The organism is Kitasatospora sp. NPDC091276, assembly GCF_040684355.1.
Classification (GTDB): domain Bacteria; phylum Actinomycetota; class Actinomycetes; order Streptomycetales; family Streptomycetaceae; genus Kitasatospora.
Map to the genome: position 1 here is coordinate 110107 of NZ_JBFBFU010000005.1, position 14920 is coordinate 125026.

The following is a 14920-nucleotide window of genomic DNA, read 5'->3' on the forward strand; positions in this document are numbered from 1 at the left end:
CCGACGACCCGGCACGCGCCGGCGGAAGGAGTCGGGACGGCACGGAAGGCATTCGGACGATGACCGCCAGGTTCGGCCAGGGCACACAGGGCCGAGTTGGCCGACGAGGTCCCCGGCGGGGGCCTGGAACAGAGTTCCGCCCGGCTCAAGCCCGGCGACGTGATCACCGTCCGGTGACGCGCGGCCGAGCCGACCAGCCCGCCACGGCGTGACGCCCGTCACACGAAGTATCGGCAACCCTGTCGCTCCGAACGGGCATCTCACTCCTCGCTGCTCATGACACACGGACAGTACGGGGGATGACGCCATGGCGGATGACGGGGCGAAAGCCGGCGGCCCGGAGTTCAAGATCCGGCCGGGGGACCTGAAGGCGGCCGCGCCGACCTTCCAGGCTCAGAGCAAGGCACTCAAGGACGCCCTCGACACGCTCAGGCACAGCCTCGCCGACGCCGGCGGCCCGTGGGGCGACGACAAGCAGGGCAAGGAGTTCGCCCAGGCCTACAACGGCCCGCACGACCACGTGCTCTCCGCGCTGGACACCCTGGTCAAAGGCCTCACCAGCATTCACGACGGGCTGAACGCCCACGCCGACAACCACACCGACGCCGACAACCACGTCCGCAAGGACCTGACGCCGTGATCGGCCGCCCACCGCGGAGGGAGCCGGCGCGTGGGTGAGTCCGCGGCCGAGAAGATCGTCCGCAAGGTCACCGGCCTGTGGTGGCCCGACGCCGACCCGGACCAGCTCCGCACGGTCGCCGCCGCCTGGGACACGATGGCCACCGCCATCGACAACGTCACCGCGCCCACCCACCAGGCCGCCGCCGCCATCGTCGCCAACAACCACGGCCCCGCCATCGACGCCTTCGGCAAGTTCTGGGGCCAGTACTACGGAGGCAAGGGCAAGGGCTGGCTCCCCGATGTCGCCGCCGCCTGCCGCAACCTCGCCAAGGCCCTGCGCGCCTTCGCCGACGAGGTCGACAAGGCGCTCAAGAAGCTGAAGGAGGAGGCCGCGATCGTCGGCGCGACCCTGGTCGCCGGCACCGCCCTCGCCATCTTCACCGCCGGCATCTCCGAAGCCGCCGCCGGCACCGCCGCCGCGGGCATCATCGCCACCGCCGCGAGCCTCGGCGTCGCCGTCTCCGAAGCCATCGCCACCATCGCCGCCACCATCCTCACCGGCGTCGTCTTCGGCGCCGTCGAGGCCATCGCCGTCGACCTCGCCGTCGCCCAGCCGATCCGCGTCGAGTTCTTCGACGACGGCGGCTACAGCCTCCAGGAGGCCGTCGACTCCGCCGAGACCGGCGGCGTGATGGGCGGCGCCGGAGGCGGCCTCGGCGCCGGCGGCCGCGTCGTCGCCAACACCGCCGAGGGCGCCGAGAACGCCTCCGTCGCCCTCGCCGGCCTCGCCAAGGCCGCGGGCGCCGCCGACACCCTCCCCGGCCGCATGCTCACCGGCGCCGGCCTCACCTACGGCTACGACGCCACCTTCAAAACCGGCCCGGTCATGCCCCTCGACCTCATCCTCGGCGCCATCGGCAGCGCGGCGGCTCCCGGGAGCAGCACCCCGAAGCGCCGCCCCGGTTTCACCGGGGCCGACGCGAACGGCTGGGAGGGCGGACTTGGCGCCCGCCCAGAGCCCTGGCTCTCCGAGTCGGGAACCCCGTACGCGATCGACCCGACCGGTACACCGAACAAGAGGGCCGTGCAACGCTACGAGGACTACCGCACCAGGACGGACGATGTGATCGAGGTCGCCAAGGAAACCGGTGTCGATCCGCGGATCGTCCAGGTCGCCAAGGACAACCTCATGATCAACCGGCATGACGTCCCGGTGGGACCAGGCGCACACAATGTCCTGAAGAACGTCCATTTCGAACCGGACCCGGCGGTCTCCACACCCTGGAACGCCGCCGTCAACGGATTCATAAAACCGGGCAGCATTCCACCGCTGCGTGGAACGCTCGCCCACGAGTATGTCGAGGCCAAGCTTCTCGAAGCCGGCCTCCCCTATCTTTCCAGCCATCCGGACGCATGGAACTCGGAGGGCGCGCCAATTGTCCACCCCGAGCATTTCGGCGCACACAATCTGGCACCGCGGAGCTACCACGAGGGAGAAGTGTCGGCGGACGGATCACTCGACCACTGGAAGCTCTACGGGCTCAAGGCGCCCACCGGGGCTGTAGCCGAAGACCTCTCGAACCTTGATATCGTAGTCGATGCCATTAAATCCCAACTCCGCGAGAAAGGTTATGATCTCAAGTGAGCACGGAAAATGTTCAGTTGATGGTCGACCGCCTCAAAGCCATCCAGTGGACGGCCTATCGGGAGGGGGAACGGAAGGCCTTTTCTCGCGCGGCGCTCATGAAGGAGTACTTCCGACGGGCCGCGCTCTGGCTCGATGCCTACGGGGAAACCGAAGAATGGCCTTTCTTCGATCTCGCGGCGATCGTGGCGCCGTCCGTGCGGGCCGACCCGGCGGTGGTCTCCGACATCGAGGATTTCGTGGAGGACGCCTCCGGTTCGTGGCACGCGATCGAGTGCTCGGCGGCCGCCGTCCAGTGGGCCGCCCTGGGTGACGCCCCCGGGCCGGTGCTGCATCCGCTGCCCGATCCCTTCGAGCCACTGATCCGGGTCTACGAGCGCGGCGGCGCCGGTTTCTCGTTCGCCAACGGCTTCCTCGACTTCGGCATGCTGATGGTGAAGCGCGGCAACTGGCGCGCCCACCTGTCGCCGGAGCCCGTCGTCGAACTCGACGACGGCATCCTCGACGACCTGGATGCGCAGTCCTGGGCCGAGTTCCGAGCGCTGGCGGCCCGCACCGGACACCCGGTGGACAACAGCTGAGCACTACGAGCGGCTCCGCGTGCTCGCGGCCCTGCGCCATGCCTGACGAAGGCCCACGCGTGCCGCCTCCTCCTCGGTGCCGAGGAAGTCCCCCTCCCGCCCGACCAGCCCCCGTGTCCGGGGGCGAGGGGACGCGTCGTACTCTTCCAGCCCGATCGGACGCACGCGGGGAGAGTCATGGGTACGACCAGGGACCGCAGCCGGGCCACCGCGCTGAGCACTGTCCTGATCCTGGGCGTCCCCGTGGGGACGTTCGGGCTGGTGCTCGCGGGCACCTACCTCGGTGGGGCTGCCGCGTCGCTGCTCGGGCTGGTGCTGGTGGTGGCCTGGGTGGTGGGTTTGGTGCGGCTGCTGGGGCGGTGGGTGGGCTGTTGGGTGGCGCTGTTCGCCGTCGTCCTCGCGGGCGTGGCGACGGGGGCCGTGGCCATGGCGCGGGACGACGTGATCCTGCGGCTGTCCGGCGAGACGGTGACGGCCCGGGTCACCGGGGAGACGGACCGCCTCGCCGGGAAGCACCCGTCCTCGATGTACGACCTCGCGGCCGAGGACGGCACCGCGTTGCCCGGCGGCGAGTTGTCGACGGGGCTGCGCGCGCTCGCGGTCGGTGACCGGGTGACGGTCCGTTTCGATCCGGCCGGCCGCGCCGACCCGCAGCGCCCGGGGGACATCAGCCTTCCCCGGGATCTCGGGCTCGCCGTCGGGCTGACGGCCGCCCTGATGCTCGCCGTCACCTGGCTGTGCCGCGAGTCGGCCCGGCGGCGAGGCGGCGGAGCGGCCGGGCAGGTGTCCTGATCCGACCCGGGAAGCAGGAAGTCGGCCGGGCCGACTTCCTGCTCCGGGAAAAGGATCGATCAGCCCAGCAGAGCGGGCAGTTCCGCGACCGAGCCCAGCACGTGCGTCGCTCCGTCGGCGCGCAGCCGGGCCTCGTCGTGGGCGCCGGTGAGCACGCCGGCGACGACGGACGCTCCGGCCCGTACGCCGGTCAGCATGTCGTAGCCGGTGTCGCCGGCGACGGCGATCTGCCGCACCGACTCGACTCCGGTCCGCAGCAGCGCGGTGAGCGCGAGGTCCGGGTAGGGGCGGCCGCGGCCGGCCTCGGCGGGGCTGAGGGTGAGGTCGGCGACGGACTGCCAGCCGAGGGCGGTGAGGATGCGGTCCTGGGTGGCCCGGGAGAAGCCGGTGGTGAGGGCGACCTTCCGGCCCTGGCCGCGCAGTTCGGCGATGGCTTCGGCGGCGCCGGGCAGGGCGGCGCAGTGCCCGGCGTCGACGAGGTCGTGGTAGGCGGCCTCGAAGGCGGTGTTGGCCCGCCGGGCCTTGTCCTCGTCCCCGAAGAGGTGCCGGAAGACGGAGATCTTGGATTCGCCCATGGTGGCGCGGACATGTTCCAGCATGGGGCCGAAGCCCGGGCTGCCGGCCTCGACACCGAGCGTCCGGGCGGCGGCGGTGAAGGCCTGTTCGACGAGGCCGTCGTCGGCCACGGTGGTGCCGGCCATGTCGAGGACGACCAGGCGGATATCAAAGGACATGTCAACTACCATTACAGGTTTGCGAGTTCGGCGGTGGTTTCGGCGATGGCCGGGGAGCAGGTCATGCCGCGGCCGCCGGGGCCGGTGACGAGCCAGACGCCGTCGCGGAGTCGTTCGCGGTGGACGACCCGGGTGGTGTCGACGCACTGCGCGTACACCCCGGCCCAGCGGCGGCGGACGCGCGGCAGGGGGCGGCCGAGCAGGTCCTCGGCCACGGCGACCAGGTGGTCGTACGGGTCCTCGACGACGTCGAAGCCGAACGGCTGGTCGTACTCGTGGGTGTCGCCGATGGTGAGGCCGCCGTCGCGCCGCTGGACCATGAGCAGCTGCATCTTGTGTTCGGCGGCGACGTCGGGCTGCGGCTGGGTGTCGCGGAGGCGGTCCAGGGCGGTGCCGGCGAAGGCCGGGTAGTAGCGGAAGCTGTCGCCGTCGGCGACGGAGGTGGTGAGGGTCTCACCGAGCGGGTCGGTCTGCATCATCTGCAGCCGGACCCTGCGTACGGGCAGCGAGGGGGCGAGTTCGCGGACGAGGCCGCCGAGCCAGGCGCCGGTGCAGAGAATGACGAGGTCACCGGTGTGGATGTCGCCGTGGTCGTCGCGGACGGCGTTCTCGCCGATCACGTCGCGGACCTCGCGGCCGGGCAGGAAGGTGTAGCGGCCGGTGGCCTGGAGGGCGGCGCGCAGCGCGGGCTGGGCGGTGCGGGGTTCGACGGCGGCGTCGCGCTCGCACCACAGGGCGCCGAGGAGTTCGCCGCGCAGGGCGGGGTTGGCGGCCCTGGTCTGGTCGGCGTCGAGCAGCCGGTAGCCGCGGGCGGTGGCGTCGGGCAGGGTGAGTGCCTGTTCGGCGACGGCGAGTTCGGCCTGGGTACGGATCGCGGTGAGCGATCCGTTGGCGCGGAAGCCGAGGTCGGGGACCCGGGCGCCGATGCCTTCCCACAGTTCGCGGGCGCGCAGCGCGGTGTCCAGTTCCTCGCCCTGCGCGCGGCCGCTGACCCAGACCAGGCCGAAGTTGCGCACCGAGGCGCCGCGCGCCTCGGTCTCGCGCTCCAGGTGGACGACCTCGTGGCCGCGTTCGACGGCCTGCCAGGCGTGCATGGTGCCGAGCACGCCTGCTCCTACGACGATGACTCTCATGCGGCCAGGCTGGTGCGCCCAGGTGTCCTGGGGGCGTCCCAGCAGCGTCCCGCAGATGAATCACCCGAAAAGTTGTACAGACAACCCTGGGGGCCGGACAGGGCCTACGGCCGCAGCACCCGCGCCCGCAGGTAGTTGCGCCGCCCGAAGTTCGGCTCGTCCACCGCCGTCAGCTCCTCCACCTGGAACCGGTACAGCGCCGCCGCCCCGCCCCCGGTGAGGAACTGCCGCCGCACCTGCTCGTCCTGCGCGAAGGACGGGTACCGCCCCTGGTAGGCGGCCAGCGCCGCCTCGGCCTGCCGCCCCCAGGCCTCGCTCGCGCCGCCGGCCAGCTGCAGGCCGCGCAGCTGCTCGCCGAAGACCGGCGGCGGCAGGAAGACGGTGGCGGCGGCCCGGGCCTCCTCGGCGAGGTGGTGGCTGTGCCGGGTGGAGCGCTCGCTGACGAAGTACAGGACGAGGTCGTCGTCGTACGCGAAGAAGGCCAGGTTGGCGTGCGGGCCGTGCTCGTGGCCGGCGGTGGCGAGGGTGAGCACCATGGCCTCGGCGAGCAGGCCCTCGACGCCCTTGTGCGGCGACTCGCCCGGCCAGTCCCCCTGCGTGATGTCGAGTCGGTACGGCATTGGCACTCCCTCCGCTGGCACGCCCGGCGCTCCCGCGCCCCGGCACGACTGAGCCGGGCGGGTTCCCCGCGAAGGGGCCCCACGCCCGGCTCACATGCTCTACCCGCCACCCCGGCCAGACAAGGGTCGGACGGGCTACGGGGAGGCTACGGAATCAGCGCTGTCGGGTCTCGTCGTCAGTGTCACCGGCACCCGCCAACAGTGCCGCCGGCGCCCGCCGTTCAGTGCTGCCGCGTCCCGTACGCGGCATGGCGGCCGGCCGTCACCGGCACCGCGCCCGGGCCGAGCAGCGGGCGCAGCGCACCCGTCCGCATCCGGTCCACCAGCGGCCCGCAGCGGCCGGCGAGCGGCGCCAGCACCGCCGCGACCAGGAGGCCGACCAGCGCGCCGACGGCCACGTCGTGCGGGTAGTGCACGCCGACCCAGACCCGGGAGGCGCCCATCAGCACCGCGAAGATCCCGGCGATCCAGCCGAGCCGCCGGTCGGCGAACCAGAGTGCGGTGGCAGCGGCGAAGGCGATCACGGTGTGGTTGCTGGGGAAGGACCAGTCACCGGCGCCGGGGCAGGTCTCCAGCGAGACGCTGCCGGGGATCTGGGCGCACGGCCGGACTTCTTCGACCATGCCCTTGAGCACCGAGTTGACGCCGTACGCGACGACGACGATCACCGGCGAGGCGAGCACCTTGGCCATCACGGCCGAGTCGGCGCCGCGCGCCCGCCACCAGGCGTAGAGCATGAAGACCGCGAACAGGCCGAGGCCGAGCGCCGACCAGACCTTGATCAGCTCGTCGAGCCAGTGCGGGGCGGCTTGCGCCCACCCGTTCACCCGGGTGTAGAGGCTGCCGTCGATGCCGCTGCCGTCGTAGACGGCGAGAGCCCGGGAAGACGTCACTTGTCACCTCCGTGACGGTGCGCCTTACGGGCGCGGAACAGTTCGAGAACAATGGGGAGCACGGAGACAACTACTACCAGACCGATGATCGGGAGCAGATATCTGTCGATGCTGGGGATCGACGATCCGAGCCCGTACCCGGCGAGCACGACGCCGACGGTCCAGACGGCGCCGCCGGTCACCTGCCAGAACGTGAACGAGCGGGCCGGCACTTCGAGCACGCCGCAGAGCGGGTTCAGCACCGTTCGGACCACCGGGATGAAGCGGGCGAGCACGATCGCCTTGCCGTGGCCGTACTTGCCCAGCAGTTCCTCGGCCCGCTCGACGCCCTCCAGCAGGCTCTTGCGCTCGGTGCGGCGCAGCAGCGCGCGGCCGCCGCGCTTGCCGATCAGGTAGCCGACCTGGGCGCCTGCCAGCGCGCCGACCAGGGCGGCGGGCAGCACCTGGTAGAGCTCCAGCTGCGGGCCCTTGGTGGCGCCGGGCACGCACAGCAGGCCCGCGGTGAACAGCAGCGAGTCTCCGGGCAGGAAGAAGCCCACCAGCAGGCCGGTCTCGGCGAAGAGCACGACGGCGATGCCGAGTGCGCCGAAGGCGGCGAGCAGCGAGGACGCGTCCAACGGGTTCACCGCGAGGTGAGCGGCCGGATCGGCGAGGAACTGAAGCAAGGCTGGCGGACCTCCCGTACGTTGGGGGGCGGTTCACAGCGGAACCCACCCCGACCGTCTACAGTGACGTAGACGGTCTACATGACTGTAGACGAAACCTGGAGGAAGCGCCGCCATGTCCGACGTACCGTCCGCCCGCCGGCCCGCCGGGGAGCTGGAGGCCGAGGTGCTGGCCGCGCTCTGGTCGGCCCGGCAGCCGATGACCCCGCAGGACGTCCAGTCGGCACTCGGCGGGGACCTCGCCCGCACCACCATCGCCACGATCCTCGCCCGCCTCCACGACAAGGGCACCGTGGAGCGCACCCGGGCCGGCCGCGCCTACGCCTACACCCCGACCGTCCAGGACACCGCGGGCCTCGCCGCCCGCCGGATGCACACCGAGCTCGGCCGCGAGGCCGACCGCTCCACCGTGCTCGCCCGCTTCGTCTCCGACCTCTCCGCCGAGGACGAGCAGCTGCTGCGCGACCTGCTCGGCGACGGCGCCCCGGGTCTCGACTCCACCCCGGGGATCGCCCCCGCCCCCGGCCACCGAACCTCCGGCCACGGCACCCCCGGGGCGGCCGGATCGTGATGATCGCCGTCTGGGCCCCGCTGCTGCTGCCGTTCCTGGCCGCCCCGCTGGCCCGCCGCCTCGCCGACGCGCTGCCGCCCCGGGCCGCCGCCTGGATGCTCGCCGGGACGTCCGCCGTGCTGGCCGGCGGCACCCTCTGCTCGCTCGGCCTGCTCGCCGCCGCCGGGCTGCTCCAGCTACCGCCGGTCGCCGCGATCGGCCACCTGTCGCTCCCCTGGCTCACCGCCGCCGCACCCGACGCGCCGGTGGCGGCCGCCGCGGCCGGCCTGGTGCTCGCCGCGCTGACCGCCCGGGCCGTCCGCACCGCCCGCCGCCACCGGCTGGAACTGCGCGAGGCCCGGGCCGCCCTCCCGGCCTGCCCCGCGCCGGCCGGCCCCACGCCGGACTGCCCCACGCCGACCGAGGGCCGGCATCCGGACGCACGCCCCGGGCACGTCACCATGCGCCGGGCGCGCACCCCGCAGGCCGTCCTGGCCGGCGCCCGCGCCCTGCTCCAGCCGAGCGAGCACCCGCTCGCCGTCCTCGACGACGAGCGCGCCGACGCCTTCGCCCTGCCGGGGCGCCTGCCCCTCCCCGGCCGGCCCGGCGAGCCCGGCCGGATCGTGGTCACCTCCGGCATGCTGCGCATCCTCACCGGGCCCGAGCGGGCCGCCCTGCTCGCCCACGAGCGCGCCCACCTGACCGCCCGCCACCACGTCTTCCTCGCCCTCGCCGAGCACGCCGCCGACCTCCACCCGGCGCTGCGTCCGCTGCGCGCGCCCCTCGGGTACCACCTGGAGCGCTGGGCCGACGAGGTGGCGGCCGCCCGGGTCGGCGACCGCGCCGTGACCGCCCGCGCGGTCGGCCGGGCCGCCCTGGCCGCCAGCCGCTCCCCCTGGCCGGCCCGGCCCCGGCTCGTCCCCGCCGCCCACTCCGGGCCGGTCCCGCGCCGGGTCGCCGCCCTGCTCCAGCCCCGCCCGGCGGCCACCGCCACCGGCACCCGCCTGCGCGCGGTGGCGATCGCGCTGGCCGCCTGCCTGGCGCTGAGCACCGCCGCCTCCCTGGAGGCCACCGCCGACCTGCACCACACCGTCGAGGCGGCCCAGCGCGGCACCGGCGCGGAACGCTGAACGCTGACCGCTGAACGCTGACCGCTGACCGCTGACCGCTGACCGCTGACCGCTGACCGCGGCACGATCCACCGAGCCCGCACCAGGCCCACGCAAGGCCCTCATCAGGTCCCGCACCAGGCCTCGCACCAGGCCCGCGTCAGGCTCACAGCAGGCCCACCCCAGGACCCCCGCTAGTCATCACACCCCGGCATGTCCACGGTCATACCGTCCGGTATGCCGAGTTGGCAGACCCCGTCCCCAGACACTCACCGCCCCCGTACGCTTTCGTCAGCGCGTCGACCCCGGCGCGGCCTCGAACGGCGGCGAGGAGCAACGCGAGTGCGGCAGACCGGACGGCAGTCCCGACGACCAGAACGCCGCACCGCGCCGAGCACGGCCGAGCTGGCCAGGGTCCACGACCGCACCCTCGCCGAAGCCGCCGCCCGCGAACTCGCCCAGCCCCCCTACCCCGACCCCGGCTCCCCCGGCCTGCTCGAACCCCGCCCCGAGATCGGCGACTCCTGGGCCCGGCTGCGCCGCCTCGGGCTCGACCCCGACGCCGGTGCCGCCGCCGTCCACCTCGGCCCCGCCGAGATCGAGCAGCGCCGCCGCACCAGCGGCCTGGACGCGGTCCTGCCGGTGCTGCGCGACACCCTGCTCCAGCCGGTCGGCCAGAGTCCGCTGATCCTCGCCATCGCCGACGCCGACGGCCACGTGCTCTGGCAGGAGGGCGAGCGCGCCCTGCGCCGCAGCGCCGACCGGATCGGCTTCCTCACCGGCGCCCGCTGGATCGAGGAGAGCGTCGGCACCAACGGCATCGCCGTCGCACTGCGCGCCCAGCGCCCGATGCACGTCCACTCCGCCGAGCACTACCTGCGCAGCCACCACTCCTGGACCTGCGTGGCCGCTCCCGTGCACGACCCGGGCACCGGGCGGCTGGTCGGCGCGATCAACCTCAGCGGCCCGGCCCGCAACGTCCGCCCGTACCTGCTGCAGCTCACCGCCACCGCCGCCCGGCTCGCCGAGACCGAGCTGCGCGCCCACCGGCTGGAGGCGCTGCACCAACTGCGCACCCTGGCCGCGCCGATGCTCGCCCGGGTGGCCGGCCCTGCCCTGGTGGTGGACTCCGCCGGGTGGACCGCCGCCGCGGCCGGGCTGCCGCCGCCCGGCCGGCTGCGGGTGCCGGTCGGCGGCTGGGGGACCGCCGCCGTGCACTGGGTGCCGGGCCTCGGCGAGTGCGCCCTGGAACCGCTCGCGGACGGCTGGCTGGTGCGACCGGTCCGGCCACCCGAGGCGGACGGCTCCGGCACGGTGACGGCCGAACAGGCCGAGCAGGCCGAGGGCGCCCGGCTCCGGCTCGACCTGCGCCGCCAGGACCGCCCGGAGCTGACCGTCCGGGGCGCGGCCGGCAGCTGGTCGCACCCGCTCAGCCCGCGCCACGCCGAACTGCTGCTCCTGCTCGCCACCGGACGCGAGGGCAGCACGGCCGCGCAGCTCGCGGAGGCGCTGTTCGGCGACCCGGGCCGGACGGTGACGGTCCGCGCCGAGCTGTCCCGGCTGCGCCGCTACCTGGGCGGCCTGCTGGCCCACCGGCCGTACCGCATCGCCGAGTCGGTGCTGGTCACGGTGGACGGGCCGGACGACCCGTACGACCTGCTGCCGGCCTCCTCGGCCCCGGCCGTCCGGCGGCTGCGGGCCGGGCTGGCCACGGGGACGGTCCGGCTGCCGGGTACGGTGCCCGTCCCGCCGCCGCGCGGGCCCACCGGTGCCCCGGCCGGGCCTCAGCCGCCGGCGAGCAGCGCGGCCAGCTGGGCGTCGGTCGGGCCGCAGGCGCGCTCCGCCTCGGCGGAGACCAGCGCGTAGGTACGGTCCAGCCACGCCTGCACCCGGGGCTTGGAGGCCTCCAGCAGGGCGCTGCCGTGCGGTGATTCGAGCGCCAGGTGCAGCGTCGAGCCGTGGCACGGGCAGTACGCCGGCCACAGCTTGACGTCGCCCTGGCCGCTCAGCGCCTGGAGACCGTCGCGCAGCAGCTCGCGCGAGAACACCCAGTCGGCCTCGTCCGGCCGCCCCAGATGGAAGGTCAGCAGCACCTCGTACGGGCGCGCGGCCTCGAACCGGAACCGGGTGCGCACCTCGCCGACCACCTCCTCGCCCAGCGAGATCCGCAGCATCAGCACCTCCTCCACCGCCGCCGGAGCGGCGGTGGAGCCGTCCCCATCGCCGCCCGTGGGGGTGGCGGCGAGGGGTGCACTGGAGGCTGCGGACAGCGGGTCGGGCGGCATGACGGTCTCTCCGGGACGGCGTGGGATGACCTCAGCCTGAGCCACTTCCGGCCGGCCGGGCAAGGGTTGCAAGGAGGTTGCATCGATCCCCGCCCGGGCGGACCCGGCCGTCCTCACCGACTTATCAGACGGATCGTCAACTTCCTTCTGTCGAACGGGTGTCCACGAAACGGATCAAAACCGTCCAGGCCGCGACGAGCCGCTGGTACGCTCTCCCCCTCCCGGCACGGGCCCCACCCGGACCCCGGCCGACCGACCCCGGGCGGCCGATGCCGGCCCGGTGGCAGCGCATGGGAGAATACCGCGACCGCGACGGCGACTTCGGGGAGGGAGGGGTCCGGTGGCTGCGCGCGAGGACACTGCGCGGGACGTTCGGCACGAACCCGAACGGCACGGCCGGCACGGGCGGCCACGCCCGTTCGGCGGCCGGTTCCGGTTGCCCACCCTGCGCTTCTCCGGTGCCGCGATGGCGATGTCCACGGTCGTCGGCATCAGCATCGCCACCACCCTCCTGCTCAACGAGCAGCAGGGTGTGGGCCGGCGGGCCGGGGTCGCACGCGTCGGCACCACCCCGCCGCCCACCCCCGCCGCGGGCGACCAGGCCGAGGCGGCCGCCGACCGGGCCCCGACCGCGCCGAACCCCACCGCGCCGAACCCCACCGACCTCCCGGCCACCGGCCGACCGCCCGCACCGAGCCCCTCGGCGCACCGCCCGGGGGCGGCGGAGGGCACGGCCGCCGGAGCTGCCTCGCCCAGCGCCTCGCCCAGCGTGCCCGGCACCCGGTCGGCACCCCCGGAACCCGCCGGCGGACAGGCCGCGGCCGAACCCATGGCCGACCACGGCCCCGGCACCCGGCCGGCCGGCACCGGCGAGCCCGCCACGCCGGCCGACGCCGCCGCGCCCTCGCCGTCGGCCCAGCCCGTCGCGCCCGCCGCCGAGCAGCCGGCCGACCCCTCTTCGCCCTCCCCCTCGCCGACCACGCCGCACGCGCCCGGACCCCGCCCGGCCGCCCCGGCACAGCCCGCACCGCCACCGCCCGGCGCGGTTGCCCCGGGCGCCGACACCCCTGACCCGGGCACCGACCAGGCCCTGACCGGCGTCGCCACGGTCACACCGCTCGGCCGGGACGGCCTCCGGCACCAGCTCGACCTCACCGCCACCGAGCCGCTCACCGCATTTCAGGCCGAATTCCGCCTCACCCCGGGCGAGTTGGCCCCCGGAAGCGGCGCCGCCTGGACCGACCTGCCCGGCGCGGTCGTCACCGCCCAACAGGAGCGCGGCACCCTCGTCTACCGCTTCACCACCCCGGCCGGCATCGACGTCCCGCCCGGCCACTACGCCTTCGGCGTGCGCGGCACCCGCCCCGCCGCCGAACCCTCGGGACCCACCGGCCCGTCCGGCCCCTCGCTCCCGTCCGGCCCATCCCTCCCGTCCGGTTGGCCCGCTTCATCCGGTTGGCCCGCTTCGTCCGGCCCGGTCCGCAAGGCCGCCGCGGCGGAGAGCTGGAGCGCCGCCGCCTTCGGCATCGACCGGCCCCGGGCGGTCGCCGCGCTCGGCGCCTTCGACCCGGTCGCACCAGAGCCGGCCGCGCCCCAGCCGGTCACACCGCGGCCCGCCGCGCCCGAGGCACCCGGGCTCCCGCCGCGCCCCGGCACGCCGACGGCCTTCACGCCCCGCTGACCTCTCCGGCCGCGCCGTCCCGCAGGCTCGCCACCTCGCAGCCTCGCCACCTCGCCGGGATCTGCCGCCCGACCCCGTCGTCCGGCCGTACCGTCCGACGATCCGACAGGTCACCGCCCCGGACGGGCTCATCCCGACGCGCCCGTTCGTTACTGTGGGCAGCACCCGGCCCGGCGGTCCCAGCGGCCCCGGCCGGCCGCCGTTCCGCATCCGAGGAGGAGTCCGTGTCCACCGTCCTGACCCAAGGCGGCAACGCCCCGCTGACCGCCGCGCGGGTGACTGTCGAGGTCACCGCGCCCAAGGCGCTGGACGTCTCCGGCCTGCTGCTGACCGACGCCGGAAAGGTGCGCTCGGACGACGACTTCGTCTTCTTCAACGCCCCGCACGGCCCCGGCGTCAGCCACCGCCCGGCCGCCGCCGGAGCGCCGGACGCGATCACCGTCGACACCCTGGCCGTCCCGGCCGGCATCACCAAGATCGTGGTGACCGCCAGCCCCGCCGACCAGTCCTCCACCTTCGCCGGGATGGAGCCGACCGCCACCGTCCGCGACGCCGACACCGGGCAGGCCCTGGTCACCTTCACCCCGCCGCAGCTGGGCCAGGAGACCGCGCTCATCGTGGTCGAGGTCTACCAGCGCGGTGGCGCCTGGAAGGTGCGCGCGGTCGGCCAGGGCTACGCCAACGGCCTGGCGGGCATCGCCACCGACTTCGGCGTCTCCGTCGACGACTCTCCGGCCGCGGCCCCGGCCGCCCAGGCCCCGGCCCCCGCCACTCCCCCCGCGGCCCCGCCCACCCCTCCGGCCGCGCCCCCGGCTCCCCCTGCTCCCCCCGTCGACCCGCGGATCGCCCTCGCCGCCACCCCGCCCGCGCCCCCCGTGCCCCCGGTCGCCCCGCCGGCCCCGGCCGCCCCCGCCAAGGTCACCCTGGACAAGGGCCGGGTCAATCTGGTCAAGGGCAGTTCGGTCTCCCTGGTGAAGAACGGCCGCCCGTTCCTCTCCTCGGTCCGGATGGCGCTCGGCTGGGAGCCCGCCGGCCGCGGCCGCAGCGTCGACCTGGACGCCTCCTGCCTCGCCTTCGACGCCCGGCGCAAGAAGCTGGAGACGGCCTGGTTCATGAAGCTGACCGTCTTCAAGGGCGCGATCGCCCACTCCGGCGACAACCTCACCGGCGGCGGAGCCGGCGACGACGAGTCGATCACCGTCCATCTGGACGGCCTGCCGGCCGAGGTCACCGGCCTGGTCTTCGTCGTCAACTCCTTCTCCGGCCAGCGGTTCACCGAGGTCAAGAACGCCTACTGCCGCCTGCTGGACGCCCGGACGGAGGAGGAGCTGGTCCGCTTCGACCTCACCCACTCCGAGCCGCACACGGGCGTGGTGATGTGCAAGCTGGTCCGGCAGTCGTCCGGCGAGTGGGTGATGACCGCGCTCGGCGAGTACGTCGACGCCAAGACCGCCCGGGCGATGGTCGATCCGTCCGCCGCCCTGCTCTGAACCGTTTCGCCCCCACCCCACACCGCTCCGCCCCACCCCTCACCGACCCGCCCTGACGCCCAGGGCCGATCGGCCCAATGTCATGGCCGCACACGCGAATTCACCCTCCTGAGGGATCAAG

At 74.5% G+C, this 14920-nt stretch carries 15 protein-coding genes; 9 read left to right on the plus strand and 6 right to left on the minus strand.

What is annotated here, in order from left to right; genetic code table 11:
• The first annotated feature begins 307 nt into the window (after nt 1-307).
• The 4 genes from AB0O19_RS08140 to AB0O19_RS08155 all read left to right on the plus strand — a co-directional run bounded on the left by AB0O19_RS08140 (nt 308) and on the right by AB0O19_RS08155 (nt 3639).
• Nucleotides 308-640, plus strand: a complete 333-nt coding sequence (locus tag AB0O19_RS08140) for a WXG100 family type VII secretion target (RefSeq protein ID WP_363618638.1) — start codon at nt 308-310, stop codon at nt 638-640.
• Nucleotides 641-670: 30 nt separating this feature from the next.
• Nucleotides 671-2266 carry a hypothetical protein gene (locus AB0O19_RS08145; RefSeq protein ID WP_363618640.1) on the plus strand — a complete coding sequence of 532 codons (1596 nt, stop codon included), beginning with the start codon at nt 671-673 and terminating at the stop codon, nt 2264-2266.
• 20 nt (nt 2267-2286) lie between these two features.
• Nucleotides 2287-2847, plus strand: coding sequence for a hypothetical protein (locus AB0O19_RS08150; protein ID WP_363618642.1), 561 nt, complete (start codon nt 2287-2289; stop codon nt 2845-2847).
• Nucleotides 2848-3024: 177 nt separating this feature from the next.
• On the plus strand, nt 3025-3639 hold the full coding sequence (locus AB0O19_RS08155) for a hypothetical protein (protein ID WP_363618644.1): 615 nt from the start codon (nt 3025-3027) through the stop codon (nt 3637-3639).
• A gap of 59 nt (nt 3640-3698) precedes the next feature.
• On the opposite strand, the gene AB0O19_RS08160 is transcribed toward AB0O19_RS08155, so the two are convergent.
• The 5 genes from AB0O19_RS08160 to AB0O19_RS08180 form a co-directional block, all read right to left on the minus strand.
• A complete protein-coding gene (locus tag AB0O19_RS08160) occupies nt 3699-4373 on the minus strand; it encodes a phosphonatase-like hydrolase (RefSeq protein WP_363618646.1) in 675 nt (224 codons plus the stop codon).
• 11 nt (nt 4374-4384) lie between these two features.
• Complete coding sequence (locus AB0O19_RS08165) at nt 4385-5506, minus strand: TIGR03364 family FAD-dependent oxidoreductase (protein ID WP_363618648.1); 1122 nt, start codon at nt 5504-5506, stop codon at nt 4385-4387.
• 104 nt (nt 5507-5610) lie between these two features.
• Nucleotides 5611-6126 (minus strand): pyridoxamine 5'-phosphate oxidase family protein, encoded by a 516-nt coding sequence (locus AB0O19_RS08170; RefSeq protein ID WP_350880400.1) that lies wholly within the window; start codon nt 6124-6126, stop codon nt 5611-5613.
• Nucleotides 6127-6347: 221 nt separating this feature from the next.
• Nucleotides 6348-7019: a phosphatase PAP2 family protein gene (locus AB0O19_RS08175; RefSeq protein ID WP_363618650.1), complete on the minus strand. Its 672-nt coding sequence runs from the start codon at nt 7017-7019 to the stop codon at nt 6348-6350.
• Nucleotides 7016-7684 (minus strand): DedA family protein, encoded by a 669-nt coding sequence (locus AB0O19_RS08180; RefSeq protein ID WP_363618652.1) that lies wholly within the window; start codon nt 7682-7684, stop codon nt 7016-7018. Before AB0O19_RS08180 ends, AB0O19_RS08175 begins: the two co-directional genes overlap by 4 nt.
• Before the next feature lie 115 nt (nt 7685-7799).
• Between AB0O19_RS08180 and AB0O19_RS08185 the strand changes: the two genes are divergently transcribed.
• The 3 genes from AB0O19_RS08185 to AB0O19_RS08195 all read left to right on the plus strand — a co-directional run bounded on the left by AB0O19_RS08185 (nt 7800) and on the right by AB0O19_RS08195 (nt 11209).
• Nucleotides 7800-8255, plus strand: a complete 456-nt coding sequence (locus tag AB0O19_RS08185; protein ID WP_363580501.1) for a BlaI/MecI/CopY family transcriptional regulator — start codon at nt 7800-7802, stop codon at nt 8253-8255.
• Nucleotides 8255-9364, plus strand: a complete 1110-nt coding sequence (locus tag AB0O19_RS08190) for a M56 family metallopeptidase (protein ID WP_363618654.1) — start codon at nt 8255-8257, stop codon at nt 9362-9364. Before AB0O19_RS08185 ends, AB0O19_RS08190 begins: the two co-directional genes overlap by 1 nt.
• A gap of 321 nt (nt 9365-9685) precedes the next feature.
• A complete protein-coding gene (locus tag AB0O19_RS08195) occupies nt 9686-11209 on the plus strand; it encodes a GAF domain-containing protein (protein ID WP_363618656.1) in 1524 nt (507 codons plus the stop codon).
• On the opposite strand, the gene AB0O19_RS08200 is transcribed toward AB0O19_RS08195, so the two are convergent.
• A complete protein-coding gene (locus AB0O19_RS08200; RefSeq protein ID WP_363618658.1) occupies nt 11128-11628 on the minus strand; it encodes an SsgA family sporulation/cell division regulator in 501 nt (166 codons plus the stop codon). The two genes, AB0O19_RS08195 and AB0O19_RS08200, sit on opposite strands and share 82 nt — an antisense overlap.
• 466 nt (nt 11629-12094) lie before the next feature.
• Between AB0O19_RS08200 and AB0O19_RS08205 the strand changes: the two genes are divergently transcribed.
• A complete protein-coding gene (locus AB0O19_RS08205) occupies nt 12095-13309 on the plus strand; it encodes a hypothetical protein (protein WP_363618660.1) in 1215 nt (404 codons plus the stop codon).
• A gap of 236 nt (nt 13310-13545) precedes the next feature.
• The gene (locus tag AB0O19_RS08210; protein WP_363618839.1) at nt 13546-14799 is read left to right on the plus strand and encodes a TerD family protein; all 1254 of its coding nucleotides are present in this window, start codon (nt 13546-13548) and stop codon (nt 14797-14799) included.
• The last annotated feature ends 121 nt before the right edge of the window (nt 14800-14920 follow it).

Excerpts from the sequence above, each read along its gene's own strand:
- AB0O19_RS08140 (WP_363618638.1), top strand. The coding sequence starts at position 308 with ATGGCGGATGACGGGGCGAAAGCCGGCGGCCCGGAGTTCAAGATCCGG.
- AB0O19_RS08150 (WP_363618642.1), top strand. The coding sequence starts at position 2,287 with ATGGTCGACCGCCTCAAAGCCATCCAGTGGACGGCCTATCGGGAGGGG.
- AB0O19_RS08155 (WP_363618644.1), top strand. The coding sequence starts at position 3,025 with ATGGGTACGACCAGGGACCGCAGCCGGGCCACCGCGCTGAGCACTGTC.
- AB0O19_RS08160 (WP_363618646.1), bottom strand. The coding sequence starts at position 4,373 with ATGTCCTTTGATATCCGCCTGGTCGTCCTCGACATGGCCGGCACCACC.
- AB0O19_RS08165 (WP_363618648.1), bottom strand. The coding sequence starts at position 5,506 with ATGAGAGTCATCGTCGTAGGAGCAGGCGTGCTCGGCACCATGCACGCC.
- AB0O19_RS08170 (WP_350880400.1), bottom strand. The coding sequence starts at position 6,126 with ATGCCGTACCGACTCGACATCACGCAGGGGGACTGGCCGGGCGAGTCG.
- AB0O19_RS08185 (WP_363580501.1), top strand. The coding sequence starts at position 7,800 with ATGTCCGACGTACCGTCCGCCCGCCGGCCCGCCGGGGAGCTGGAGGCC.
- AB0O19_RS08190 (WP_363618654.1), top strand. The coding sequence starts at position 8,255 with ATGATCGCCGTCTGGGCCCCGCTGCTGCTGCCGTTCCTGGCCGCCCCG.
- AB0O19_RS08200 (WP_363618658.1), bottom strand. The coding sequence starts at position 11,628 with ATGCCGCCCGACCCGCTGTCCGCAGCCTCCAGTGCACCCCTCGCCGCC.
- AB0O19_RS08205 (WP_363618660.1), top strand. The coding sequence starts at position 12,095 with ATGGCGATGTCCACGGTCGTCGGCATCAGCATCGCCACCACCCTCCTG.